Below are 25,870 nucleotides of genomic sequence, written 5' to 3' on the forward strand. Positions count from 1 at the left end.
TATGGGAAACATTACAGATTTACAGGGCACCTTCGAATTGAACAACGGGGTGCAAATGCCCTATTTTGGTTTAGGGGTGTATTTGTCCAAAGACGGAAATGAGGTCGTCAAAGCGGTAAAGGAAGCACTGAACCATGGGTATCGTCATATTGACACCGCATCCATTTATAATAATGGAACAGGAGTAGGTGTTGGAATCAAAGAAAGTCAGGTAGATCGCGAGGATGTTTTTGTGGTAAGTAAGGTTTGGAACAGTGATCAGGGATATGATGCAACACTGAAAGCTTTTGATGCCAGTCTTGAACGTTTGGGGCTCGATTACCTAGATCTTTATTTGATCCATTGGCCCAAAGGGGAAAAATCCAAAGACACCTGGAAGGCAATGGAGCGACTCTATGAGGAAAAAAGGGTCAGAGCTATCGGTGTCAGTAATTTTATGCAGCATCATTTGGAGGATTTGCTAACGGAAGCGAGCATTATACCAATGGTCAACCAAATGGAGTTCCATCCCTATCTGGTGCAGCAGGATTTGATTGAATTTTGCCACGGGAAAGGAATCCAATATGAGGCGTGGTCACCCATGATGCAGGGCAATATCTTCGATATTCCAGAATTGAAGGACTTAGCCAACAAATACCAAAAGACTGTTGCTCAGATTGTATTGCGATGGGACCTTCAAAAAGGGGTAATCACTATCCCTAAATCCTCCAAGAAAGAACGTATAATTTCCAATGCGGATATTTTTGAATTCGAACTTCAAGAAGAAGATATCAAGTTGATGGACGGTTTGGACAAGGGAAAACGCTTTGGTCCCGACCCTAATAATTTTGACTTCTGAACAGGCTTAACAATTTCTTAATCTGTTTTAAAGCTGCTTTTTGGTTGGATAGGTATCTAGATTTCATGTGGCGATTTCTCACCCTCATAATTTTAGGCTTGGTTTTTTCCAGTTGTGAACTGACCTATGAAAATAACAGAAGATTGCTGGTACAAGGTTCTATTGAGGCATATTCTGGTGAAGCAACACCCGACTTTCCGATTGAAGCATATGCCTCTGGAAGATTTTTTACACCTGTTCTGTTTATTCCTTTCCTGTCAGCTACCAATGAAGACATTGACCTTATTGGGACTTCAAGCTCGGAAGAAAATGGCAGCTACAAAATAGTTGTGATTTCGCCCGAAAATCAAAATCGGTTTTCCCTAGTGATAAATGGTGAGAATGCTGATGGTCATTCTAGCGAATGGCCCACGGTATTAGTGAATGGGGTGAATTCTTTAACCTTGAACAATTCAACATATTCCCTTCCCATAGTGGAAATTGGAAAAATAAATGATGCGGAACTGTTGATTCAAAGAGTTAGCGATGCTACGGATACGCTTGAATATGAGATTCGATATAACTCCACTTTTCAGGAAATCAATCTTGAGCCGGATTTTGAAGATTTAGAGGATAAGCAGGAAACCGATTCCGGGGTGCTTTATCCAAATCAATCCGAATCTACGACCACTATAAATCTTCCGCAGGGTGAAAAGCTGCAATTTAGTTACCGTCTATTGAACAATGGAATTGTAGCGAGTGAAAATATCGAACTGTCCCCCGACTCACAAACCAATCGGTATGAATTTAGTTTTTAACAGGTATATAGCGCTTTGCATGGTTTGTTTTTGGCTATACCCCGGGTTGGCTCAGGACGGAAAACAACTGGATTCCGATATTTTTGGAGAAATAGGAGTTTCTTTTCTTGTGCCGAATGCCTATGGGAATAATTTTCTATCCGAAGGATATGACCTGAGTAACGGATTTAATGTTGATGGAATCGTTCATCTGAAACCTAGTTGGACTGTTGGGGCTCAGTTAAGCCACTTTACCGGAGATGTTACTGACATATCGTTAGTCGGAGGCATAAATAAGAGTGCCATCACCCATATACATGCATTGGGAGGGTATTCCATCCTTAAAAAGAGTTCAAGAATTGCAATTAGGCCATCATTGGGGCTGGGATATGCAACCTATCGTCATAGACAGAGTAGCACCAGGTTCAGGGACGACGGGTTTTCTATATCGGCAAACGTTTCAATTTCTTATAGATTGAGCAACTTTATCGGAATATATCTCAAGCTGGACAACCATTGGGACTTTTTAAGCATCGATACCGCTCCAGAATTGAAGCGTTTTTTTAGACGACCCCAATATTTTGCGCCGTCCATTGGAATAAAAGTTTATTCCTTCTAATTCCCTAAAAAAAGAGCTTTAAGTTCAGTAGCTTTATCGGGAGCCATTTTCCCTGCCAACACCAAACTCAATTGCTTTCTTCTTAGAGCTCCGGCAAAACGCTCCTTTTCCAGATCGGATTCGGGCTCCAAAGGTGGCACTTCGGTCGGAACACCAGTTTCATCAACAGCAACAAAGGTGTAAATAGCCTCATTGGCCTTAGCTCGCTCTCCTGTAAAACGGTCTTCCATCCAAACATCAATATATATCTCCATGGAAGTCTTAAAAGCTCTGGAAACGGCTGCTTCTACCGTAACAACACTTCCTAGAGGGACAGATCTGTTAAAAGCAACGTGGTTCACGGAAGCGGTAACCGTAATTCTTCGACTGTGTCTTCTAGCAGAAATACTAGCGGCACGATCCATTCGAGCCAAGAGTTCACCTCCAAAAAGATTGTTCAGGGGATTGGTTTCACTGGGCAATACCATATCGGTCATTACCGTACGTGATTCGCTTGGAGTTTTCGCGCGCATAGGTCTAATTTTTGCGCAAAGATATTGAAGTGGATAATGGTTTTAAAGAAAGAAAGACTATTTCTCAGATAGCATCCAGGCATCTGGGGATTCAGCGCGTTTTACCTTTCTAAGAAATGCAAGGGCCTCTTTCGGGTTTTCGAAACTATCGTAAGCCACTTGATGCAGACCGAATTTGTTGGTGCCCAAGTAAAATGCATTATATCCGGCTTTTTTGAGCAACGCCACCTTCTTTTCGGCGTTTTCTTCAATTCGGAAAGCTCCAGCGATTATATGATGCTTGCCCAGTTTCTTTTTATTGACCTTAAGACTTAGTGCAGGCAGTTCCAAAGGTGCACTATCAAAAAAGGTAGCTTCCTGAATCAAACGCGAAACTTCTTGTTGCGTATCCTGCTGAACGGTCAATTGTTTTTGTTGAAGATCATCATAGGCCTGATAGGAGGTAGTACCAAGAGAAACGGCCAATAGGATTACAGCAGCATACTTTAGCCAAGGGCGGAACGATGATTCCTGACGTTTTTCAGGAGTAATGATAAACGGAATCTTTTCTTCCAGTTCTTCAACCTCTTCTTTCAATACTTCACGTTGAATAGGAGTCGCTGCAAAAGCTGACAGACCAAAAGAAGAGGTCAAATAATTGATTTTATTTTCAGGTTGAAACTGGATTTTATGTTCTCGGTTCAACCATAGCTTACCAATACCAAAGAGTTCAATGTTTTCCCCTTGCTCCAATCTTTTCTTCCAAGTTTCGGCAACATTTTCAATCTCTTCCAAAAGCTCTTCATACCCAAGATGCTTTTCTTTGGCAATATGCGAAACCAACAGACCATCATTCTTGGAAAGTTGCGCATTGAATGAAACTGTTTTGGAAGGTGGAATAAGTGTATTGGCAGCGGAATCGAGCTCAGCGGATTTTCCATGGGCCAAAAAAGCCCCAAATCCTGGTACCACGACACAGTTGTAATCGTACAGTAATTTTTCTATGTATCCCTCAATCCGCATTTGCACAAATATTGCAAAAAAACCAAGAGCACAAAATACGTCGGATAACTTTTTATTAACATTTGAAATTCTGTATTTTGTGAACAACTGAAATCCCAAATCGAAATGTCTGAGCCTGAAATTATTGCAGCATTACGGCTGCAATCCGTACCCAATATTGGAGATATTACCGCTAAAAAATTGATTGCCCATTGCGGAAGTCCAATTGCAGTTTTTGAGGATAAATTGCAACACCTTCTAAAAATAGAGGGTATTGGCCGAATGACTTTGAAGGGTTTGCATGATGCAAATCATCTGGAAGCAGCGGAGGCCGAATACACCTATGTTCAAGACAAAAAAATTGGACTTTCTTATTTTAAGGACGATGATTACCCAAAATACCTGAAGCATTGTATTGATGGACCCATAGTACTTTTTAAACGAGGTAATATCAACCTTCGGAACAACAAAATCATCAGTGTTGTCGGCACTCGGAACATAACCAGCTATGGACAGGCATTTTGCGAATCCTTTATTGAACAGATTGCACCCTTAAATCCAATAATTATAAGTGGGTTCGCCTATGGTGTGGATATCACCATTCAGAAATTGGCCATGGAAGCTGGTCTGCAAACCATAGGTTGTTTGGCGCACGGACTGAATCAAATTTACCCAAAGAGCCACAAGAAATATGCATCCCATGTTGAAAAAAATGGGGGATTTCTAACCGAGTTTTGGAGCAGCAGTGACCCTGACCGTGAGAATTTCCTAAAAAGAAACCGCATTATTGCCGGACTTAGCAAAGCTACGATCGTAATTGAATCTGCTGAGAAGGGAGGAAGTTTGGTTACCGCCGATTTGGCCAACGGGTATGATCGGGAGGTCTTTGCGGTACCGGGGAGGGTCTCCGACAAATTTAGCAAGGGATGCAATGATTTGATCAAACACCAAAAAGCACACATGCTTTCTTCGGCGGCGGAACTGATCTACCTTTTAGGATGGGATTTAGAGGAAAAAAAGGAAGAATCCGCTGTTCAAAAACAGCTTTTTGTGGATTTGGACGAAACAGAACAGTCTATCTACTCCTATCTGCAGATGAACGGAAAAACCTTGCTGGATGACGTGGCTTTGGAGTGTAAACTGCCAATCCACAAAACTACATCTACACTTTTGACGATGGAAATGAAAGGAGTGATACGGCCTTTACCTGGAAAGTTGTTTGAAGCAATTTAAAATGTCATGCTGGGCAGCGTGAAGAATGATAAAAGATTGCCAATTAATATCCCAACTTTTCACGAACCCTATCCAACACCGCATCCGCAACTTTCTTGGCTTTTTCCGCCCCGATTGCCAATGCCTCATCCACTTCATCCAAGTGGTTCATGTAGTACTCGAATTTTTCCCTGGGTTCAGCAAACCTTTCCAAGATTACTTCATACAGAGCTTGCTTGGCATGTCCGTAGCCGTAGCCGCCGGCCAAATAGTTTGCACTCATTTCCTCAATCTGCTCAGGAGAAGCCAGGATTTTGTACAACGCAAAAACATTATCCTTACTGGGGTCTTTGGGTTCTTCCATGGGAGTACTGTCCGTAACAATGCCCATGAGCTGCTTGCGCAGTTTTTTATCCGGTTGGAAAAGGTTGATAATGTTCCCCTTGCTCTTGCTCATCTTTTGTCCATCGGTGCCAGGAATGTACATGGTCTCTTCTTGCACCTTGGCATCCGGCAAGACAAAAGTCTCCCCAAACTGATGGTGGAACCTGGATGCCACATCACGTGTCATTTCCAAATGTTGTAATTGGTCTTTCCCTACAGGAACAATGTTGGCATCGTACAACAAGATGTCGGCAGCCATAAGCATAGGGTAGCTGAACAATCCCGAATTTACATCCTCCAAACGGTCTGCTTTGTCCTTAAAAGAGTGTGCGAGGGTAAGACGTTGATACGGAAAAAAACAGCTAAGGTACCAGGCCAGTTCCGTGACCTGCGGAACGTCGCTTTGGCGATAAAAAACAGTTTTGTCAATATCCAGTCCAAAAGCTAACCATGTTGCCGCAGTGGCATAGGTATTGTTTCTTAATTCCTCACCATTTTTAATCTGGGTAAGCGAATGCATGTCCGCAATAAAAAGAAAGGACTCATTTTTGGGATCCCCCGCCATTTGGATGGCAGGCATAATCGCCCCCAAAATATTTCCCAAGTGGGGAGTGCCTGTACTTTGGATTCCGGTTAAAATTCGGGCCATACCTAATTTTTGGGCGTAAAAGTAACAATCCGTAGGGGATAAAAAAAGCGGTCGACCCTAGTGTTTAAAGATGTAAAAGTTATTTTTTGAACAGGCCTGCAACAAAAAGTACTACCACGGCACCGATAACACCGGTAATTAGGTCTCCAACAATTCCGGAACCGATATGAATACCTAAAACACCAAACAGCCAATTACCAACAATACCACCGACAATACCCAGAATAATGTTGATAAGTGCGCCAAAGCCGCCGCCCTTCATAATTTTACCTGCAAGCCATCCTGCAGCGGCCCCAATCAATAAAGCATATAGTAATCCCATCTTTAAGATTTTATGGTTATTACAATAAAGATATTCAAAAATTCTACTTTTGGCGCATGTTTGTCTTTTTGAAGAACATAGGTTACGCGGCATATAGAATATGGTTCTACGTACTTGTAGCTCTTCCTATTTTCGTTTTCTTCCCCTTTTTATTGTTGACCACGCTCTCGGAAAAAACCTATAAACAGTTTTTTTGGCTAGCCCGAAATCTATGGGGCAAAGTGATTCTTTATGGCATGGGATGTTTTCCAAAAATAGAAAGGGAACAAACCATGGAAAGAGGAAAAAGCTATATGTTGGTCGCGAACCATACGAGCATGTTGGACATAATGTATATGTTGGTGGTGAGCAAAAATCCGTTTGTTTTTGTAGGGAAGAAAGAGTTGGTAAAGATTCCTGTTTTCGGATTTTTTTACAAGCGGGTGTGCATTATGGTGGATAGGGACAATATTAAAAGTCGGACCGGTGTTTATCGCCGTGCCCAGCGAAGATTGGACCAGGGATTGAGTGTTTGTATTTTTCCGGAAGGTGGAGTGCCCGAAGAGAATGTTATTTTAGATAAGTTCAAGGACGGGGCATTCAAAATGGCAATAGCCCATAAAATTCCAATAGTGCCGATTACTTTTTATGACAACAAAAAACGATTCTCGTTTACGTTTTTAAGTGGTGGTCCTGGAGTTATCCGGGCCAAGGTCCATCAGTTTTTCGAAACCGGTATTTTGGATGAAGCGGATAAATCCACTTTGCGCGAAGAGGTTCGAGAGGTAATACTTGGAGAACTGCAAAAGGAGCATGCTTAAATGGGAATCCGGATAATCACCTTTGTTCCCGTGGGATTGTTGTTTTCATCAAACTTATCTATAATTTGAAGGCTATTTTGGTTCTCCCCTAAAGATTCCAGTCTTAATTTGGTTACTTCCAACCCTCTTGATTTCCTTTCTTTTTGATAAATATGGAGTCTTTGCTCAGCTAATTGCCTCCCCACTCCATTATCGTCCACTTCACAAACCAAATACCCGGGTTCCATTTTAAAATGGATCAGCAATTTCTTGTCGTTGTCCTTTTTTGGTAATAGGCCATGAATAATGGCATTTTCAACAAAAGGTTGCGTGATCATAAATGGGATTTCAATGTCAACCGGATTCAATTTGTCATCAATTTTAAATTCATAGGAAAAAGCACTATCAAACCTAAGCACCTCAAGTTCGAGATAATCTTCCAACATTTTTAGTTCTTCATCCAAAGTAGATGATGTCTCAACCGAACTTTCGAGGACATTTCTAGACAACCGCCCAAACTTTGTAAGATATGTAAGGGCCTTGGAGCTCTTCTTTTGTAAAATTAAGTGTTGGATTGAGCTTAGGGCATTAAAAATAAAATGCGGATTTATTTGCGCTCTTAATGCCTGGGATTTATATATAAATGCTTCTTTCTGAAGTCGAAACTTTTCAATTATCTCAGTATAGACCTTATAGCCCAAACCAAATGAAAAAATCAAAATTTCAAGGGAGCAAGTGATGGTAACAAAGAGTTTATTATAATGGCGAAGGGGGTCTGATGAATCTTGGGTAAAAAAGTAATGTACCACGCCTATCATGAAAATGGTTGAACCAATAATAAAGAAAGTGGTAATTACATTTTTGTTGTAATAAATAAGATTTACAAGAATCACAAAAGCAGTAATGGCGTCGATTATATGTAAAGACTCAAGTAGATATATATGACTTAAGTATGCACTTGTTTGGAAAAAGATCGTATCTGCAAACAGCATGAGTACATGCAAGGAAAAGGAAATCTGAACCACCCGATAAGAGAAGATATAATCTCTTTTAAGGTTTAGGTAGAAGTAAAAAAAGCCTTGGTAAAAAAGACCAGTGGTAATGGCAATATTCTCCATTGCCCAATCTTTTAAAAGGGCGTTATCCGTCCCAAAATTGAAAAACAGCAATAATTCATCCTTACCTAAATAAAAGAGTAGACTAAGGACATATAAGGAATTGAACAAAAACTCCCATCGCCTCAGATAAATGAACAACAGAAGGGTTAGAATCGCCATAATGGCACTACCTCCTATGAATAAATAGGTAGGGATGTACGTCTTTATGTTATCCCATGAATAATAGTTTTCTATCGATTCCTGTTGATAACTGAAACTCCAATTTATAGGCTCGTCAAAATACATAACGCGTTGTGCCTTTATATATAGATACCTTCCTTGAATCAGCATGTTCTGATCAAATGGAATTTCAGAAAAGTACTTTCGAGCCTTTATTCTTTTGCCATAGGTATTGGGGTCGTACTTACCAATGGGTTTTTCTAAAATGATTTTGTTCTTCTCATAGAAGAGCGTGGCGTAATCAAATGAGCTATAGGTCAGATACCATGTAGGTTCTAGGTTCAAATTTTTTAACTCATCCTTTAAATCTAACCGAATCCAATAGGTGTTGTAAGGAGTTGTTTTTTGATTTAGCTGCTCAGACTTTTCAAAATTGTTGCCTTGTCCTACTATATCTTTTAAGGATAGTTCAGAGTCTTGGGTGATAAATACCTGAAATGGAATTTCTTTTCCTTCCATATTCGGAGAAAAAGAATCGCTTGCATAACAAACTGGTGTTAAGCATGGAAGCCAAAGGACGATATAAAAAACCCTTAGAAGTTTTAGCATGCCTTATGTAAACCAAATGAATCGGTAAAACTTGGAGTTCTATTCTAAAATGTAACTGCCTTACTTTTAGCAGGAAACAAATCCTGTATAAGGTATAGAATTTTTACAAAAGAAAAACACCCCGCCGAAGCGAGGTGCTTAAATGATTGCCTTAAAGGAGCAATCTTCCTAACCAACTTCTTTATATATCTCTAAAACTTGAAACGCACACCACTATAGACACCGACAGAAAAAGGTCTAAAGGAACCGGCGGTTTCAGAGAATGTATTTAACTGATATTTTAAAACAGGCTCCAAGTTCAGTTGGACCTTTGGAGAAAATTCGTAATTAAGTCCCACACCGACATTGGTGCTAAAGTTGACCGTGTTCGCATTATTGGCCTCTCCTACTTCGGTCACCAAATCTTCCGATTCCAAAAGCACCGAATTATCAACTAAGAAAAGTGAACTGACACCACCAATTAGGTTTACACCGAACTTCTTATCGATAAGTGTGTAGTCGAGCTCCAAGGGAACCTCAATATAGCCAAGTTGTTGAACCATTTTCCCGTCTAGAGCTGGATTTTCATTGGCTGCCAATTCTAGGAAGGTACCATCATTGAGAGCGGCTTCAGGAGCATTATTTTTACTCTGAACTACCACGGTTCGAGCGGTTTGGCTATAGTCAATATTATCTATCATATCACTGGCCGAAGCCGTTAACGAGGAAGAAAAAACGACATCGTTGGTATCGTATCCAAAATTCACCTTGTGTACACCAGATCGCACCTTCAGTTTTTTACCCAATTCATAGGCAACAGTAAGACCATAGCTTAAGTTGACATTGCCCGACTTTGAGTTGGCTGCAAAATTGGAGTGGATCGGCGAACCATTCCCTGTTGCGCTGAAATAAACAGGGGCCACGGAGGGTCCTACGGACCATTTTGGAGATTTGTTTTCTGCTATAGCCTCTTCCTCCCGCTCTTCAATAACTTCAAATATGGATTTCTTTTCAGGAGAAACTTTCAGATCCTCATTTTGAGTATCGTTCTCATCGGTGCTTTGTTGCTCATCCATTTTATTTTCGGCGATGGCATTACCTTTATTTGGAACTTCAAAGAGATTTTCTTGTTGAGTGATATTCTCTTCCTGCACTTCGGTTTCTGACGGAAGATTGCCATTGGTCTCCGTTTCAGCATTTTTTACTGAAGAAGTATTGGTCTCTGCAACCGCAATCTCTTCACGTTCATCCTGGACTATGTACTGTTGTTGATTGTCTACTTTGGCAACTTCTTGTTCGGCAGTGGTGACTGCATCCAATTCATTGCCAGAAATCCTATCGGAATTCAATGTCCTATCATTGCGCTCTTGGTCTGGGTTTGCAACCAATTGCTGATTGGATTCGTGACTTTGGTTTTTAAGCAAAGCATCATCAGCATCACTGTTGGAATCATTATTTGTGTTTGATTCCTGATTGTCTGCTGTGGAAGATTCGACCAGCTGTTCGTTGTCCGGCGCAGTAAAGGTTTCTGACTTTTTGGACTCTGTGTCTTCAACATCCGCGTTCGGCACGTTGTTTTCTGTTTGTGTTTCAGTAATAATAGTATCACCGTTTTCATTTGAACCGTCAAACGGATTCATCACATAAAACAGAATGGCCAACAAAGCAGCTACTCCACCCAATCTCCACCAGATCGGTATAACCCTTTTCTTTTGTTCTTTTTTGTTCAAGGAAGCTTCGATGGATTTCCAAACTTTATCATCTGGAGTCTCCGTAAAGTCCCTAAATACTTCTTTGAACAATTGCTCTAAATTCTTTTTCCCCATCATTAGATTATTTAAGCAATGTTTATATTTTCTTTTTCTATTTTTTCCCTCAATATCATTTTGGCCCTGGCCAAATTTGATTTTGAAGTTCCCGTGGATGTTCCCAACATCTCACTTATCTCTTTATGACTATAGCCATCCAAAACATAGAGGTTGAATGTCAACCTATACTTGTTTGGAAGCTCTTGTATATACCCCAACAATGTGGAAAGGCTTATATCTGCCTGTTCCGTATCAACGTCCAATTCTTCACCTATGTTCTCGGAAACCACGTTTAAGTGTTGCTCCTTTCTGTATTTCTGAAGTACGGTATTCACGGTAATCCGCTTGATCCAACCCTCAAAGGAACCATTAAAGTTGAATTGGTCGATTTTATCATAAATTGTCATAAAACTGTCATGCAGATTATCTTCTGCCTCAGTTTTATTCCGGGAATATTTGAGGCACATACCGAAAAGAATACCGGAGTATTTCCGGTATAATTCAGCTTGCGCCTGTCTTTTGCCCTTTTTACAATTATGTATTAACTCTTCAAGATCCAAATGTTGGTCAGTTTTGGATTATTGATGTCTAGTTCACTGCACCGGAACCGTATATTCTATATATGTGGGATTATCGTCATTATCGTTGCCAGCATAAAACCTAAAATGATACTCCTCAGAAAAAATCACGTTGAATTTAAGGATAGCGGTCACCTCTTCAATAGCAAGCGTACAAGCAGTATTTTCATCCACAATTTCAGTTCCTATGACCACCACATCTCTATCTGTATCTCCTGTTTTGGTAACATCAAATCCTTCAAAAAACGTGCAACCATTGGGACGCTGATAGGTAACCACAATATCGTAGGTTTGATTCAGCTCAAAAAATGCCGGCAGTTCGGCCTCCACAACTCTTAACGTTGTAAACTGAAAGTTTTGTCCATCATCCAAGTCACATGAACTCAGGGACGAACCTAGACCGATCAGCATCAACAACGCAATTACCTTTTTCATCATTCAAATTCTTTAAACCCTAGATGTATAGTAAAGGTAAGGGTTGCGTGGTATTCGGCGTAACTTAAAAAAGTAAGATAAAGTGAAAGCCCATATTAGGCGTTCACCGTAGCGATGGCCTCTTTGATTTTGGCCTCCAATTCTTCCGAAAGTTCTGGATTATCAGCCAATAAGGCTTTTACAGCATCCCTTCCCTGACCAAGTTTGGTGTCTCCATAACTGAACCAAGAGCCGCTTTTCTTCACAATCTCGTAGGCAACACCCAAATCCAAGATTTCACCGATTTTCGAGATTCCTTCACCATACATGATGTCAAATTCAGCGGTCTTGAATGGAGGGGCAACTTTGTTTTTAACCACTTTAACCCTGGTTTTATTCCCCAGGACCGTTCCATCAGTGTTCTTTATTTGGGTAGAACGTCTAATATCTAATCGCACAGAGGCATAAAATTTTAGTGCGTTTCCACCGGTAGTGGTTTCCGGATTACCGAACATGACACCTATCTTCTCCCTTAATTGGTTAATAAAGATTACTGTACAATTGGTCTTGCTGATGGTAGAGGTCAATTTTCGCAAAGCTTGGGACATTAACCTTGCATGAAGCCCCATTTTGGAATCTCCCATTTCACCCTCAATCTCACTTTTTGGTGTAAGGGCGGCAACCGAATCCACAATTACAATATCGATAGCACCCGAACGAATTAAGTTATCGGCTATTTCCAAAGCTTGTTCACCATGATCAGGTTGGGAAATGATCAAGTTGTCGATATCTACTCCCAATTTTTGGGCATAAAATCTATCAAAGGCATGTTCCGCATCAATAAAAGCAGCTATACCGCCATTCTTTTGGGCTTCTGCAATTGCATGCAAGGTCAGGGTAGTTTTTCCGGATGACTCCGGACCATAAATTTCAATTACCCTTCCCCGTGGATAACCATTCACACCCAAAGCAATATCCAACCCTAAAGATCCTGAAGGAATTACCTCTACGTCTTCCACTACACTGTCCCCCAATTTCATTACGGCGCCTTTTCCATAGGTTTTGTCCAATTTATCAAGGGTTAGTTTTAAGGCTTTTAGTTTTGCTTCGTTTTCGTTGCTCATGGTTCTCGTAATTAGGAAGGCTAAATTACCATTTCTTTCTTCATGCAACAAAAGCAACGCAACCTTTTTAAAAGAACGTATCTAAGAAGCAACTGATTCAAAAAACAACATATCGAATCGAGTAGTCGATTCAACGCCACACAGCAAAGGGAAATTTGCGCTATGAAAAGAAACATGGTGGTTGAAAGGGCCTCTTATATTAAGAGGCCCTTTCTTTTTGCCACAAAGAATCATACCTTTGCCATCATTTTAATTCAGATTCTTTCAACTTAAATTATTGGTATAGCATGCAACTGTACAATACATTAAGTGCAAAGGAAAGGGAAAAACTTATCGAGGAGGCCGGTAAAGATCGGTTGACCATCTCTTTCTATAAATATGCACACATCGGAAACCCCGAAATTTTAAGAAATCATCTTTTTGTCAATTGGAATGAGATGGATGTCCTTGGCCGAATCTATGTGGCCAACGAGGGTATAAATGCGCAATTATCGGTTCCTGCGGATAACTTTCAAGTGTTCAAAGGGCACCTTGATTCAATTTCCTTTTTGGAAAATGTGCGACTTAACATCGCCGTTGAACAGGATAACAAATCGTTTTTGAAATTGAAGGTTAAGGTCCGAAAGAAAATTGTTGCTGATGGGTTGAACGATCATACTTTTGATGTTACCGATAAAGGGATTCATGTTGGTGCGGAAAAATTCAATGAGCTTATCGAAGATCCTGATGCTGTTTTGGTGGATATGCGAAACCATTACGAAAGTGAAATCGGTCATTTTAAAAATGCCATTACGCCTGACGTGGATACGTTTAGGGACTCTTTGGATATCATTGAAAATGATCTGGCAGGACATAAGGAGGACAAGAAACTGGTGATGTATTGCACAGGGGGTATCCGATGTGAAAAAGCAAGTGCCTATTACAAGCACAAGGGCTTTAAGAATGTATATCAATTGGAAGGTGGAATCATTGAATATACCAGACAGGTAAAAGCGCAAAATCTTGAGAATAAATTCTTGGGGAAAAACTTTGTTTTTGACCACCGACGAGGCGAACGGATATCAGAAGATGTAATAGCGAATTGCCACCAATGCGGAAAACCTTGTGATACCCATGTAAACTGTGCCAATGAAGCTTGTCATTTGTTGTTTATTCAGTGTGATGAGTGCGCCGAAGCCATGAACAACTGTTGCTCGAAAGAATGTAAGGATGTACATGCATTGCCTTTTGAAGAGCAAAAAAAGCTTAGAAAAGGAAAAACGGTGAGCAACAAGATTTTCAAAAAAGGACGTTCTGAAGTACTGAAGTACAAAAAGTAACATTTCACTGCTGCCGCAAATTGTGCTATATTTACCACTAGTAATTTTATGAACCCTTTTTAAGAAAATGTCGTGCATTTTCTTAAATCAAGATAAAAAATATGGGATGTAGCAGTTGTTCAACCGGCAAGGATGGACAACCGCGTGGTTGCAAGAACAATGGTACTTGCGGCACAGATGGTTGTAATAAGCTAACAGTCTTTGATTGGCTTTCCAATATGTCGTTACCCAACGGTCAAAAGCCATTTGATTGCGTTGAGGTACGTTTCAAAAACAGCAGAAAGGAGTTTTTCAGGAATGTGGACAATCTTCCCTTGGCCATAGGGGACGTAGTCGCCACACAGGCCAAGTCTGGTCATGATGTGGGCATAGTAACCCTTACCGGTGAGTTGGTCAAGGTGCAGATGAAAAGAAAGAAAGTTGCACCCGATGATGAAGTAATCCCCAAGATTTACAGAAAGGCATCGCAACGTGATATAGACATTTGGCAAAAATGCAGAGACAAAGAAGCGGAAATTCAAAAGCGTTCACGAGAGATTGCCATATCACTTAAACTGGAAATGAAATTGAGTGATGTGGAATTCCAAGGCGATGGATCCAAGGCAACCTTCTACTACACCGCAGAGGAACGCGTGGATTTTAGACAGTTGATCAAGGATATGGCGAAGGCGTTCGGGATTCGAATCGAGATGCGCCAAATTGGATATCGTCAAGAGGCCCAGCGATTGGGAGGAATCGGATCGTGTGGTCGAGAACTTTGCTGCTCCACATGGCTTACCGACTTTAGATCTGTGAGCACTGCTTCGGCGCGTTATCAACAATTGGCTTTGAATCCGCAAAAATTGGCAGGACAGTGTGGAAAGCTCAAATGCTGTCTCAATTATGAACTGGATATGTACTTGGAGGCACTAAAAAATTTCCCTCCGCAGGACAGCAAACTCAAAACTGAAAAAGGGATTGCCTTCTGTCAAAAAGCCGATATTTTTAAAGAGACGCTTTGGTTTTCCTATAAAGATGATCCGGCCTCTTGGCATGCATTGGACAAAGATCAGGTTTTGGAAATTTTGGAGATGAACAAGAACAATGAAAAAATTGCTAGTCTCGAAGAATACGCCCAAGACAACATCAGTGAAGAAAAAATGACTTTTGAAAATGTTGTTGGACAGGATAGCCTCACGCGATTTGATCGGCCCAAGAAGAAGAAAAGAAACAAAAAACGAAGAAAGAACAGGTCAAAAAAACCTTCCAATGCACAATAAATTCTTGATTGTCTTGGTTTTTATGTGGAGCATGGTTTCATGTAATAGGAATTTGGTGTTTTCTGAGTTCGAAGCCATGGAGAACGGAAAATGGAATATGGACAAATCGGTAGATTTTGAATTTTCAGCCTTAGATTCGGTACAGCTGCATAATATGTTCATTCATGTTCGAAACGACAACACATTTGAGTTCAGCAACCTTTTTTTGATCACGGAACTTGAATATCCAGATGGTAAAACCTTTAAAGACACCCTAGAGTATAAAATGGCCGAGCCAACAGGCGAATGGTTGGGCAAAGGGTTGGGAAGCATCAAGGAAAATAAACTTTGGTTTCAAGAAAAGATCGTTTTTCCCGACTCGGGCGTATATAAATTGAACATTGTACATGCCATGCGCAAGAATGGTGATGTTGATGGAATCCACATTTTGGATGGCATTACCGATGTAGGCTTGGAAATAGAAAAAAGCACCCACTAACAATGGCAAAAACGAAAAAAAAGGAACAAAAAAGTTTCTTCGTATTCATCAAATGGTTTTGGATTCTTTTTGCGTCAGGTGTCCTGGTCGCTATTTTGATTTTTCTTTTGGCAGCATGGGGAGCATTTGGCCCAATGCCGGAATACGAGCACTTAGAAAATCCAGAGACCAATTTAGCAACCGAAATTCTTTCCTCTGACGGTGAAACCTTGGGAAAGTTTTATTTAAATGATAATAGGACTCCCGTTTCCTTTGACAATTTACCATCCAATCTAGTCGATGCGTTGGTTGCTACTGAGGATGCCAGATATTATGACCATGCGGGCATCGATGCGCGGGGAACCATAAGAGCGGTTGCCTTTCTAGGTAAAAAAGGAGGTGCAAGTACCATATCGCAACAGCTGGCCCGGCAACTTTTTATTGGGGTCAGGGAAAAAGAGATTAAAACAAAAGCGCTTCTTCAAAAAGTAAAGGAGTGGGTTTTGGCAACGCGTTTGGAACGGCAATACACCAAAGAAGAGATAATTGCGATGTATCTCAATATCTATGATTTTGGGTATGCTGCCGATGGGATACGCTCAGCTGCGAGAATTTATTTTGGAAAAGAACCTAATGAGCTTCGTACTGAGGAATCCGCGGTATTGGTCGGGATGTTGAAAAATTCCTCGCTTTATAATCCCATAAGAAGGCCAGAATTGGTATTGAATCGAAGAAATACCGTATTGGGTCAAATGGCCAAATACGATTACATCACGGTCGAGGAGAAAGATTCTTTGCAAAACATGGAAATGGACATCAACTTCAGTCCAGAATCACACCGGGAAGGTTTGGCAACTTATTTTAGAATGTACGCCCAACGTTGGTTAAATGGCTGGGTAAAGGAAAATCCCAAACCTGATGGCGAGAAGTACAATATTTATTTGGATGGACTCAAAATATATACAACCATAGATTCTCGAATGCAGAAAAATGCGGAAGAGGCAGTAGAGGAGCATATGAAAAATCTTCAGGCTGAGTTTTTTCACCAAAATACTCCCAAAAGAAATCCAACAGCGCCATTTTTAGATTTGACCAAAGGTGCAATAGATACTATTATGCGCAGGGCAATGAAAACTTCAGCGCGTTGGAGAAGTATGTCAAGACAGGGGAAAAGCGAAGAGGAAATCAAGAAGTCCTTCCATGAAAAAACAGAAATGACCGTGTTTGATTGGAATAGCGATTCCTTTGAGAAGGATACCGTGATGACACCTATGGATTCAATTCGTTATTACAAGACCTTTTTGAGAACCGCAATGATGTCCATGGAACCCCAGACAGGGCATGTAAAAGCGTGGGTAGGGGGAGTGGATTACAAACATTTTCAATATGACAATGTAATCCAAGGGGCAAGACAAGCTGGGTCTACCTTTAAACCCTTTGTGTACGCCGCCGCAATCGATCAGTTAAGATATTCACCTTGCGATTCGTTGCCGGACAATCAATATTGCATTGAGCCCTTGAAGCATGGCAATATGGAGGCTTGGTGTCCGAAAAATTCGGATGGGAAATACTCTGGGAAAAACTTGACCCTTAAAAACGCTTTGGCCAACTCTGTAAATACCGTGACTGCACAATTAATAGACAAGGTTGGTCCAGGTTCCGTGGTTAATATTGCTAAAAACATGGGGTTGGCCGATGATATACCAGAGGTTCCGTCCATTGCATTAGGAACGCATGATTTTGGCGTATATGATATGGTAGGAGCATATGGCACTTTTGCCAACCAAGGGGTATATGTAAAACCAGTAATGGTGACCCGTATTGAAGATAAAAATGGGACCGTGCTTTATGAGTATGTCCCTGAAACAAAAGATGTCCTTAGCAAAGATGTGGCCTACGCTATGGTTAATTTGATGGAAGGCGTCACCCAGGGGGGGTCAGGCACAAGATTACGGCACACCTTTGCCAAAGAACAAGCCGTTTATAAAGATATTATTACCGGATATCCTTATGAGTTGACCAATCCCATAGCAGGTAAAACAGGAACCACGCAAAACCAAAGTGATGGCTGGTTCATGGGGATGGTGCCTAATCTGGTTACCGGAGTTTGGGTAGGAGGTGACAACAGATCGATTCATTTCAAGAGCCTTACCTATGGTCAGGGCGCATCCATGGCCTTACCCATTTGGGCCTTGTACATGAAGAAGAACTATGAAAATGAAGAATTGGGCGTATCCACAGACGCTTTTGAAGAACCTGAAGAATTGACCATCAATGTCGACTGCACTAAAATATTGGAAGAACTCCAAGAAGAGCAGGACATGGAAGATGACCTCGAAGAAGATATCGGTTTTTAGAATAATTCTGAACCAAAAAAAATCGGCCCCAAGATGCATTTTGCGCTTGGGGCGTTTTTATTTAAATCGTAATTTGAGAGCTTAAGAAAACACATTAATAAATGATTAAAAAAACAGTTTCCAGTGTTGAAAAAGCACTGGATGGCGTTGCAGATGGAATGACCTTTATGTTGGGTGGATTTGGCCTTTGCGGTATTCCTGAAAACGCAATCGCACAATTGGTAAAACTAGGGGTTAAGGACATCACCTGTATTTCAAACAATGCTGGGGTCGACGATTTTGGACTGGGATTGCTCCTTCAGAACCATCAGATAAAAAAAATGATTTCGTCCTATGTTGGTGAAAACGATGAGTTTGAACGCCAAATGTTAAGCGGGGAATTGGAAGTTGAACTTACTCCCCAAGGGACATTGGCAGAGAAATGTAGGGCGGCCCAGGCAGGATTTCCTGCATTTTACACGCCAGCCGGCTATGGTACCGAAGTGGCCGACGGAAAGGAAACACGTGAGTTTGATGGAAAGATGTATGTGTTGGAGCCAGCCTACAAAGCGGATTTTTCATTTGTAAAAGCTTGGAAAGGAGACGAAGCGGGCAATTTAATTTTTAAGGGCACTGCCAGAAATTTTAATCCGTGTATGTGCGGTGCTGCCAAAATTACGGTGGCCGAGGTTGAAGAATTGGTTCCTGCAGGGAGCTTGGACCCGAACACGATTCATATTCCAGGAATTTTCGTCCAACGCATTTTCCAAGGGAAGCAGTATGAAAAACGAATAGAACAACGAACCGTACGTTCAATTAGTTAGTTGTTCAATGGCGAAAATTTGAAAATGAGAAACGACAAACAAAATTTAATAGTCGATAAAACATTTAAATTTTCATTAAATATTATTGAGTTTTCTGAATCAATCCGGGATTTGAACAGATTTGAAATGGCATCCCAAATATTCAGAAGCGGCACCTCGATTGGGGCGAATATCAGGGAAGCACAAAATGCGGAAAGCAAGGCGGATTTTATACATAAATTCAAAATTTCAGCAAAGGAAGCTGATGAGCTGGAGTATTGGCTAAACCTTTGTAAGGATTCCATTTATTATCCGGAACCTAAAGATATGCTGTTGGAAGAACTCAAATCAATTATTCTGATTATCTCAAAAATTATTTCTACCAGCAAGAAAAAATAATTATCAAATTTAAGAATCCATAGATTTTCAAATTATGTTAGATAAAAATGGAATCGCAAAGCGAATTGCAAAAGAAGTCAAAGACGGTTACTATGTAAACTTGGGCATTGGCATTCCAACTTTGGTGGCCAATTTTGTGCGCGACGATATCAGTGTGGAATTTCAAAGCGAAAATGGAGTTTTAGGCATGGGTCCATTTCCATTTGAAGGCGAGGAGGATGCCGATATCATCAACGCCGGAAAACAGACGATAACAACGCTTCCCGGAGCTTCCTTCTTTGATTCAGCCACCAGTTTTGGCATGATTCGGGGACAACATGTTGACCTTACCATTTTGGGAGCCATGGAAGTAGCGGAGAATGGGGATATCGCCAATTGGAAAATCCCTGGTAAAATGGTCAAGGGCATGGGTGGCGCCATGGATCTTGTTGCTTCGGCGGAAAACATCATTGTGGCCATGATGCATACCAACAAGGCTGGACAATCCAAATTATTAAAACAATGTACACTTCCACTGACCGGAGTTGGCTGTGTAAAGAAAATAGTGACCAATTTGGCCGTTTTAGAGGTAACGGGAGATGGATTTAAGCTTTTGGAAAGAGCGCCTGGTGTTTCAGTAGAAGAAATCGTTCAAGCCACCGAAGGCAAACTGGAGGTCAGCGGGGATATTCCGGAGATGGATGTTTAGGGAGTTATGGTGTCAAGATCGTTCGGTATTGGATTGGTCATTTCAATAGTAAGTCTTGTTTTTGCTGGTTCCCTATTTGGACAGGAATTAAAGGAAGAAGATTTATTTGGAGAATGGGAATTTATACATCTTCAAGATGAGCAGGGTAAAAAGCTCACCGAAATCCCGATTACCGTAATGGGGAAGAAGGCCAAAGAAAAAATTAATCGGGACAATTACATTTTCAAATCCAATATGAAATACAAGAGTTATAACCCGTTAAATGTATCAAACGGAACATGGTTCTTTGATCAGAGAAAGGGTGAAATAAACTTGGAACTTATCATATCACCGGATAATGTTGCATGGAAATATTTGAAGAAAATTGTCACTAAAAGAAAGGACGGGAAATACTATCAAAAACCTGTACAAAAGCGAATTTTGTTCTTTGAAAAAGACTCCATGGTAATAGCAGACAGGAATAATTATGTGCTTATTTATAAGAAAAAATAATAGTTCAACAAACGATAGGATCAATTAAATAGTAATGGGAGTAACAATTCATTTTGAGGGCAAACTTAATTCAGAAGAGGGGTTTCACAAACTTATAGAAACCTCAGTTGCTTTTGCTCAAATGAATGAAATGGATTATCAAATTTTCGAAGAAACCAATAAACGTCTTCAGCGCGTAAAAGATGAGAAAGAATGGGATTATAGAGGTTCAACTCGTGGGATTAAGATTCAACCTGACATCAATTCTGACCCTTTATGGCTAGAGTTTGATGAGGATAATTTCATTCAAGAGTTTTGCAAAACTCAATTTTCAAGTTTGGACATTCACATTAAAATTATTGAGATTCTGAATTTGGTTGAACCTTATTTTCAAAAACTGCTTGTAGAAGATGAAGGAGAGTATTGGATGACTCGGAATACGGAAGTTTTGAAAGAGCATTTTGATAATTTCTTTCGAGCTTTTGAAGATGCAAAAAGTGAAAACCCAAATTTATCCGGACCTTTCAGGGTTAAAGGTGGACGAATTGTGGATTTGATGGACAAAAGTGATAACTAAATAATATTAAAGTCCAACAAAACGATTAGGTCCGGTAAAAAAAGAATGTTGACGACAAGTGTAGAGTATACTAAGCATTTAAGACCCTTTTGGAAGCGGGTGTTTTGGAAGGGCGAAAGACAAGCTCAAAAAAGATTTAAAAAATCTGAAATCGATTCGGAGTTCAAACAAAAGACTACTTAAATGGCCTTGCCCCTTACCATTTGGCACTTTTTTCTTACAACAAAATATAATAGTTACACAACAAACATTTTTTGGTGTTAATAGTTGTTTTTAGTTTTGATATTATTGAATTTTTTCCCAAATTAACACCATTAAAATCAACAACATGGCACCCAGATTAAACCAGAACTCCATGGACGATACCGTCCAGGTTTACAGAAACGACTTTTTTACAGGATTTATACTATTGATCAAAAAGCTTTTTATGCTTTAATACCTATAAAACCTAACTAAAATAAGAGCCAGCATTAATGTTTGGCTCTTTTTTTTTGGCTTACTTTGGAGTGCTTAAAATTGATAATGGATTTAAGGCTTCAACAATGTAGTAATGCCGATTTGCAGCAATTGGTCAAGATTTCCAAGGATACTTTTGTGGACGCTTTCGAAAAAGACAATGATCCAAAGGATTTTGAAGCCTACATCAATCGGGCTTTTAGTTTACAACAACTCCAATCAGAACTGGAAAATAGGGACACTTGGTTCTATCTTGTCTTTGCTGGGCACGACCTTATCGGATATATCAAACTTAACCAAGGCGCTGCGCAAACCGACATCAAGGATGATGCATCCATTGAATTGGAACGCATCTACGTATTAGGAAAACATCAAGGAAAGGGCAAAGGAAAATGGTTGTTGCAGCAGGTGTTGGAAATCGCCCAAAAGAGGGGATTGAACTATGTATGGCTGGGTGTTTGGGAAAAGAATGAAGCCGCTATCCGGTTTTACCTGAGACACGGTTTTCAAAAGTTTGGGACCCACCCCTATTTTATCGGTAAGGACAAACAGACCGACTGGTTAATGCGCCTAGACCTTTAAAAATGTATTCAAGAACATGGTGTCGCCCTGAGCTCGCAGCTTGTAAGCAATTGAATTTTCGTAAGCGGCATGTATCAAAAGCGAAATGGCCTTGGCGTTGGACTTGGTTAAACTGTTGGTTCGATACACAACATCCCTGATTGTAGAGAAACTCACATTGCTTCGAGAGGCTATGTTTGCAAAATCATCTTTGGATACATTCCTTCTGAGCGTAAGGGAAAGTTGTTCACTAATAGGTTTTCCAAAATCTTCTTTGGAAAACATCTTGTCAGCGTCAATGACCAAACCGAAATCCTTGATTGAACCCATATTGATGTTTTTATAGTTTATCAATTCATATGTCGGGGTCAAATCCTATTTTCTATATTTGGTCTGTAACCCAATTACAGAGATATATAGTCTTGCTGCGCAAAATCAAATATACGAAAATTTACTACATATTTTTAAGAAAAGTATGCGCACGATCAAACAGTTAAGACGTAAAAAAGGCATAAATCAGTCCGATTTGGCCAAAGAAATTGGTGTAAGCCTACGCACCATCCAGAATTATGAGCAACAGGGCGCCAATATCCCAACCAAGAATCTATCCAAAATTGCAGCATATTTTGACCTAAGTATTCCCGAATTGTACTTACAAGAGGAAAACGAGACTTATGTTGAGCAAAAAGCCTTTATTCGACACGGTTGTGTTTTCTATCCGATGGAGTTTGGCAAGCACCATGTCATTGTGCCATTAATATTGGTAGAGCGCCAAAAGAACTATATCGATAGCTTGGCCGAAAGTCGATTGGGGAACAGTCCCTACAAAACCGGATTTATCATCGATTTTTTGGAAGAAGACCCTCTTAAAGCCTTTGAAGTTTCAGGAAACTCCATGAACGATGGTAGCCTTGATGCAATTCCGAATAAAGCTATTGTATTGGGAATTAAGATAAAGAAAGAGCGCTTAAGTAAAGAAAGTAGTGTATTGGACACATCCTGTATTTTGGTCTGCAAGGACAGGATTATCTGTAAAAGGATAACCGGTTTTGATGCTTCAACAAATACCTTTCACTGCCAAAACTTGAACAAATCCCCAGAATTCCAAGACTTCGATTTAGCGTTGACCGAGGTTTTGGAAATCTTTAGAGTGGTTAAAAAGCAGCTCTAACCTTTATATTCTGTTTAAAATTTCAGCGGCTTCGTCCAAAACATCCTCCGTCTTCGCAAAGCAAAAGCGAAGAAATCTTCTATCGTACGTTTTATCACTAAATACAGAAACCGGAATACTGGCAAGTTTATATTCTTTTATCAAGCGCTCTGCAAAATCCGTGTCTTTTTCGTCCGTAATGTTCGAATATTCCAACAATTGAAAATAGGTGCCCGACGAGGGCGTCATCCTAAATCTTGAACCTTTGATGGCATCCAAAAAGTAATCCCGTTTTTCTTGATAAAAAGCGTTTAGACCAAGGTAATGCCCAGGATGTTTTAAGTATTCCGATAAAGCGATTTGGATGGCATGGTTAACCGAAAACACGTTGAACTGATGCACTTTTTGAAACTCTGCCATCAGCTCTTTTGGAGCTGTGCAATAGCCCATTTTCCAACCGGTGGCATGAAAAGTCTTTCCAAAGGAGGAACAAATGATGCTTCTCGAGGCCAAATCCGAAAATTTGGCAACACTCTCATGTCGTTTTCCATCAAATACGATATGCTCGTACACCTCGTCACTCAACAACAGAATATCGGTTCCTTTTAGCACCTCTTCAAGTCGTTGCATATCACTTTCAGACCAAATTGCTCCTGTAGGATTGTGGGGTGTATTGATTATGACCATTTTGGTCTTTGGACCGATTGCTGATTTAAACTTGTCCCAGTCCATGCTAAAGTCATTTCCCTGCAAAGCAATGGGAACAACCGTGCCTCCAAAAAGTTCAATAGCTGGTTCGTAGCTGTCATAAGCAGGCTTGATGACAATAACCTCATCCCCTGGATGAACATAAGTGGAAATAGTGGTGAAAATAGCCTGTGTGGCTCCCGCCGTGATGATGATTTCAGATTCCGGGTGATAGTATTTACCATACAAGCTTTCAATTTTCTCTGAGATGGTTTCCCGAAGGGAAAAAGTGCCCTGCATGGGGGCATATTGGTTGTATCCCTTTTTAAAAGCAGTATCTACCAATTGCAAAAGTTTGGGATCTGGGTCAAAATTGGGAAATCCCTGCGATAGGTTTACAGCATTATGGGTATTGGCCAACTGACCGATGGTGGTAAATATGGTAGTGCCTACATTGGGCAGTTTGGATTGGATTTTATGCATTAGCGGAATGACTTTTTAATGATTCGAGTACTTTTTGAAGACAGGTATCAAGATGTTTCTTTACCTCGCCTTCCCAAAACCGAAAGACGGTATAGCCCATCTCTTGCAAAGCTAAATTTACTTCTTGGTCCCGTTGAATATTACGTTCAATTTTTGGAATCCAAAATTCGCGATTGGTCTTGATTTTTTGCTTACGTTCTTCCCAATTATGGCCATGCCAGAATTCACCATCAATAAAGATCACCGTTTTGTATTTTTTTAATGCGATGTCCGGTTTGCCGATGAGTTTTTTATAGTCGATACGATAACGATAGCCGGAAGCCCACAGCGCTTTCCGAAAGGCCAATTCGGGTTTGGTGTTTTTTCCACGGATTTTGCCCATGATCTTCGAACGCTCCGGGGTAGTGTAAAATCCGGATTCCTCATTAAAACGAGGGACTTTGATACGTTCTTCTGGGTACTTTTTGGGCATGGTTGAAGATTATCTTCGAGCTTTTTCTACAATTTCAAGTTTGTATCCGACCCCATGGACATTGATGATATTTATACCAGTATCATCTTTGAACTTTTTCCTCAGTTTTGAAATAAAAGTGTCCAGACTTCGACCTACAAAAACACCCTTGTCCTCCCAAATTTCCTTCAACAGAAAATCACGCTTTACCACTTGGTTTTGATTGTTGTTCAAGATTTGTAATACCTCCGATTCTTTGGAGGTAAGTTGAATCTGCAGATTATTTTTAACCAGTTCATTTTGGTCTTTGAAGAATTTGTACTCCCCAATGGTTTCAAAAGATAACGCATCATATATTTTGTACTCCTGCTTCTTTTTGGTCCAATATAGCAACCCCATCCCCATTATGCCCAAAAGAACCAGCGCGTACCACGAAGCACCAAAATTCAATCCCATTAATGCAGCACTTTTCTCGAAAGAAACATGGACCATATAACATCGCAATGGCAGATTTCGCCCTTTACAAGGAATGATATTTTTTTCCTCGTTGTTGGATACGGAATAGCTATAGGACACCTCGCTGCTGCTACAATCGATGACCTCTACCAGATATTCGTTGGGAAGGTCCAGGGCTGTAAAATTTTTGTTGATTGCCGAGACAAGACTGTCCGGAGTTATTGCCAGTTCCGTTTGAAACGACAATTGGAAATTGTTTTTCGGGGATTCAGTCACTGGTAATACCAAAGATGTGGAATCATTGCTTTGCAACAGTAGAGAATTCCCTGTATTTCTTAGCGCAACTTTGACCAAACTCGAGAAAGCTTCATCCTTGCCATTTGCGGAATAACTGCTTATCAGTAAGGAAAGCACTACTAAGAATAGCACACAAAATATATAAATAACTGTTTTCAT

Annotated in this window: 29 protein-coding genes; 16 read left to right on the plus strand and 13 right to left on the minus strand. The window is 40.4% G+C overall.

The genetic code is table 11. The features are described from left to right. The first annotated feature begins 1 nt into the window (after nucleotide 1). From ACULLH_RS02080 to ACULLH_RS02090, 3 genes are all read left to right on the plus strand, one after another. On the plus strand, nucleotides 2-838 hold the full coding sequence (locus ACULLH_RS02080; protein WP_454087066.1) for an aldo/keto reductase: 837 nt from the start codon (nucleotides 2-4) through the stop codon (nucleotides 836-838). A gap of 98 nt (nucleotides 839-936) precedes the next feature. Then, complete coding sequence (locus ACULLH_RS02085; protein ID WP_454087067.1) at nucleotides 937-1,635, plus strand: hypothetical protein; 699 nt, start codon at nucleotides 937-939, stop codon at nucleotides 1,633-1,635. Then, the gene (locus ACULLH_RS02090) at nucleotides 1,619-2,233 is read left to right on the plus strand and encodes a hypothetical protein (RefSeq protein ID WP_454087068.1); all 615 of its coding nucleotides are present in this window, start codon (nucleotides 1,619-1,621) and stop codon (nucleotides 2,231-2,233) included. Before ACULLH_RS02085 ends, ACULLH_RS02090 begins: the two co-directional genes overlap by 17 nt. Here ACULLH_RS02090 and ACULLH_RS02095 read toward each other — a convergent pair. Both ACULLH_RS02095 and ACULLH_RS02100 read right to left on the minus strand, forming a co-directional pair. Then, nucleotides 2,230-2,745, minus strand: a complete 516-nt coding sequence (locus ACULLH_RS02095; RefSeq protein ID WP_454087069.1) for an acyl-CoA thioesterase — start codon at nucleotides 2,743-2,745, stop codon at nucleotides 2,230-2,232. The genes ACULLH_RS02090 and ACULLH_RS02095 overlap by 4 nt on opposite strands. Nucleotides 2,746-2,802: 57 nt before the next feature. Further along, entirely contained in the window at nucleotides 2,803-3,747 is a 945-nt protein-coding gene (locus ACULLH_RS02100) for an HU domain-containing protein (RefSeq protein ID WP_454087070.1), read from the minus strand. 105 nt (nucleotides 3,748-3,852) lie between these two features. Here ACULLH_RS02100 and dprA point away from each other — a divergent pair, with 105 nt between their 5' ends. Further along, nucleotides 3,853-4,959 carry a DNA-processing protein DprA gene (gene dprA, locus ACULLH_RS02105; RefSeq protein ID WP_454087071.1) on the plus strand — a complete coding sequence of 369 codons (1,107 nt, stop codon included), beginning with the start codon at nucleotides 3,853-3,855 and terminating at the stop codon, nucleotides 4,957-4,959. A 43-nt stretch (nucleotides 4,960-5,002) separates the two neighbouring features. Here dprA and trpS read toward each other — a convergent pair whose 3' ends face one another. Both trpS and ACULLH_RS02115 read right to left on the minus strand, forming a co-directional pair. Continuing rightward, the gene (trpS, locus tag ACULLH_RS02110) at nucleotides 5,003-5,971 is read right to left on the minus strand and encodes a tryptophan--tRNA ligase (RefSeq protein WP_454087072.1); all 969 of its coding nucleotides are present in this window, start codon (nucleotides 5,969-5,971) and stop codon (nucleotides 5,003-5,005) included. A gap of 79 nt (nucleotides 5,972-6,050) precedes the next feature. Continuing rightward, nucleotides 6,051-6,293, minus strand: coding sequence for a GlsB/YeaQ/YmgE family stress response membrane protein (locus ACULLH_RS02115; protein WP_454087073.1), 243 nt, complete (start codon nucleotides 6,291-6,293; stop codon nucleotides 6,051-6,053). 56 nt (nucleotides 6,294-6,349) lie between these two features. On the opposite strand from ACULLH_RS02115, the gene ACULLH_RS02120 reads away from it, so the two are divergent. Then, entirely contained in the window at nucleotides 6,350-7,093 is a 744-nt protein-coding gene (locus ACULLH_RS02120) for a lysophospholipid acyltransferase family protein (protein ID WP_454087074.1), read from the plus strand. On the opposite strand, the gene ACULLH_RS02125 is transcribed toward ACULLH_RS02120, so the two are convergent. The 5 genes from ACULLH_RS02125 to recA all read right to left on the minus strand — a co-directional run bounded on the left by ACULLH_RS02125 (nucleotide 7,090) and on the right by recA (nucleotide 12,861). Next, entirely contained in the window at nucleotides 7,090-8,868 is a 1,779-nt protein-coding gene (locus ACULLH_RS02125; protein ID WP_454087075.1) for a sensor histidine kinase, read from the minus strand. The genes ACULLH_RS02120 and ACULLH_RS02125 overlap by 4 nt on opposite strands. Nucleotides 8,869-9,149: 281 nt before the next feature. Next, nucleotides 9,150-10,766, minus strand: coding sequence for a hypothetical protein (locus ACULLH_RS02130; protein WP_454087076.1), 1,617 nt, complete (start codon nucleotides 10,764-10,766; stop codon nucleotides 9,150-9,152). Between the two features lie 8 nt (nucleotides 10,767-10,774). Continuing rightward, nucleotides 10,775-11,305, minus strand: coding sequence for an RNA polymerase sigma factor (locus tag ACULLH_RS02135; protein ID WP_454087077.1), 531 nt, complete (start codon nucleotides 11,303-11,305; stop codon nucleotides 10,775-10,777). Between the two features lie 33 nt (nucleotides 11,306-11,338). Next, complete coding sequence (locus ACULLH_RS02140) at nucleotides 11,339-11,761, minus strand: hypothetical protein (RefSeq protein ID WP_454087078.1); 423 nt, start codon at nucleotides 11,759-11,761, stop codon at nucleotides 11,339-11,341. A 92-nt stretch (nucleotides 11,762-11,853) separates the two neighbouring features. Then, complete coding sequence (gene recA, locus ACULLH_RS02145; protein ID WP_454087079.1) at nucleotides 11,854-12,861, minus strand: recombinase RecA; 1,008 nt, start codon at nucleotides 12,859-12,861, stop codon at nucleotides 11,854-11,856. A gap of 287 nt (nucleotides 12,862-13,148) precedes the next feature. Between recA and trhO the strand changes: the two genes are divergently transcribed. From trhO to ACULLH_RS02195, 10 genes are all read left to right on the plus strand, one after another. Beyond that, a complete protein-coding gene (gene trhO, locus ACULLH_RS02150) occupies nucleotides 13,149-14,180 on the plus strand; it encodes an oxygen-dependent tRNA uridine(34) hydroxylase TrhO (protein ID WP_454087080.1) in 1,032 nt (343 codons plus the stop codon). A 101-nt stretch (nucleotides 14,181-14,281) separates the two neighbouring features. Next, entirely contained in the window at nucleotides 14,282-15,439 is a 1,158-nt protein-coding gene (locus tag ACULLH_RS02155; protein WP_454087081.1) for a PSP1 domain-containing protein, read from the plus strand. Further along, nucleotides 15,429-15,917 carry a gliding motility lipoprotein GldH gene (locus ACULLH_RS02160; RefSeq protein ID WP_454087082.1) on the plus strand — a complete coding sequence of 163 codons (489 nt, stop codon included), beginning with the start codon at nucleotides 15,429-15,431 and terminating at the stop codon, nucleotides 15,915-15,917. The genes ACULLH_RS02155 and ACULLH_RS02160 overlap by 11 nt, the downstream gene beginning before the upstream one ends. Nucleotides 15,918-15,919: 2 nt before the next feature. After that, a complete protein-coding gene (locus tag ACULLH_RS02165) occupies nucleotides 15,920-18,253 on the plus strand; it encodes a penicillin-binding protein 1A (protein WP_454087083.1) in 2,334 nt (777 codons plus the stop codon). Between the two features lie 101 nt (nucleotides 18,254-18,354). Further along, nucleotides 18,355-19,056 (plus strand): CoA transferase subunit A, encoded by a 702-nt coding sequence (locus ACULLH_RS02170; RefSeq protein ID WP_454087084.1) that lies wholly within the window; start codon nucleotides 18,355-18,357, stop codon nucleotides 19,054-19,056. Nucleotides 19,057-19,080: 24 nt separating this feature from the next. Next, nucleotides 19,081-19,434 carry a four helix bundle protein gene (locus tag ACULLH_RS02175; protein WP_454087085.1) on the plus strand — a complete coding sequence of 118 codons (354 nt, stop codon included), beginning with the start codon at nucleotides 19,081-19,083 and terminating at the stop codon, nucleotides 19,432-19,434. Nucleotides 19,435-19,468: 34 nt separating this feature from the next. Beyond that, nucleotides 19,469-20,122, plus strand: coding sequence for a CoA transferase subunit B (locus ACULLH_RS02180; protein ID WP_454087086.1), 654 nt, complete (start codon nucleotides 19,469-19,471; stop codon nucleotides 20,120-20,122). 6 nt (nucleotides 20,123-20,128) lie between these two features. Beyond that, a complete protein-coding gene (locus tag ACULLH_RS02185; protein WP_454087087.1) occupies nucleotides 20,129-20,614 on the plus strand; it encodes a hypothetical protein in 486 nt (161 codons plus the stop codon). A 34-nt stretch (nucleotides 20,615-20,648) separates the two neighbouring features. Continuing rightward, complete coding sequence (locus ACULLH_RS02190) at nucleotides 20,649-21,170, plus strand: hypothetical protein (RefSeq protein WP_454087088.1); 522 nt, start codon at nucleotides 20,649-20,651, stop codon at nucleotides 21,168-21,170. Nucleotides 21,171-21,692: 522 nt separating this feature from the next. Continuing rightward, the gene (locus ACULLH_RS02195; RefSeq protein WP_454087089.1) at nucleotides 21,693-22,208 is read left to right on the plus strand and encodes a GNAT family N-acetyltransferase; all 516 of its coding nucleotides are present in this window, start codon (nucleotides 21,693-21,695) and stop codon (nucleotides 22,206-22,208) included. On the opposite strand, the gene ACULLH_RS02200 is transcribed toward ACULLH_RS02195, so the two are convergent. Continuing rightward, nucleotides 22,197-22,517, minus strand: a complete 321-nt coding sequence (locus tag ACULLH_RS02200; RefSeq protein ID WP_454087090.1) for a hypothetical protein — start codon at nucleotides 22,515-22,517, stop codon at nucleotides 22,197-22,199. The genes ACULLH_RS02195 and ACULLH_RS02200 overlap by 12 nt on opposite strands. 145 nt (nucleotides 22,518-22,662) lie before the next feature. Between ACULLH_RS02200 and ACULLH_RS02205 the strand changes: the two genes are divergently transcribed. After that, complete coding sequence (locus tag ACULLH_RS02205) at nucleotides 22,663-23,358, plus strand: helix-turn-helix domain-containing protein (protein ID WP_454087091.1); 696 nt, start codon at nucleotides 22,663-22,665, stop codon at nucleotides 23,356-23,358. Nucleotides 23,359-23,361: 3 nt separating this feature from the next. Here ACULLH_RS02205 and ACULLH_RS02210 read toward each other — a convergent pair whose 3' ends face one another. Genes ACULLH_RS02210 through ACULLH_RS02220 form a run of 3 tightly spaced genes read right to left on the minus strand, consistent with a single transcriptional unit; the run spans nucleotide 23,362 to nucleotide 25,870 of the window. Further along, nucleotides 23,362-24,507 carry a methionine aminotransferase gene (locus ACULLH_RS02210; RefSeq protein WP_454087092.1) on the minus strand — a complete coding sequence of 382 codons (1,146 nt, stop codon included), beginning with the start codon at nucleotides 24,505-24,507 and terminating at the stop codon, nucleotides 23,362-23,364. Then, the gene (locus ACULLH_RS02215) at nucleotides 24,500-24,979 is read right to left on the minus strand and encodes a very short patch repair endonuclease (protein ID WP_454087093.1); all 480 of its coding nucleotides are present in this window, start codon (nucleotides 24,977-24,979) and stop codon (nucleotides 24,500-24,502) included. Before ACULLH_RS02215 ends, ACULLH_RS02210 begins: the two co-directional genes overlap by 8 nt. Before the next feature lie 9 nt (nucleotides 24,980-24,988). After that, nucleotides 24,989-25,870, minus strand: coding sequence for a helix-turn-helix domain-containing protein (locus tag ACULLH_RS02220; protein ID WP_454087094.1), 882 nt, complete (start codon nucleotides 25,868-25,870; stop codon nucleotides 24,989-24,991).

It is taken from the genome of Flagellimonas sp. 2504JD4-2 (assembly GCF_053642935.1).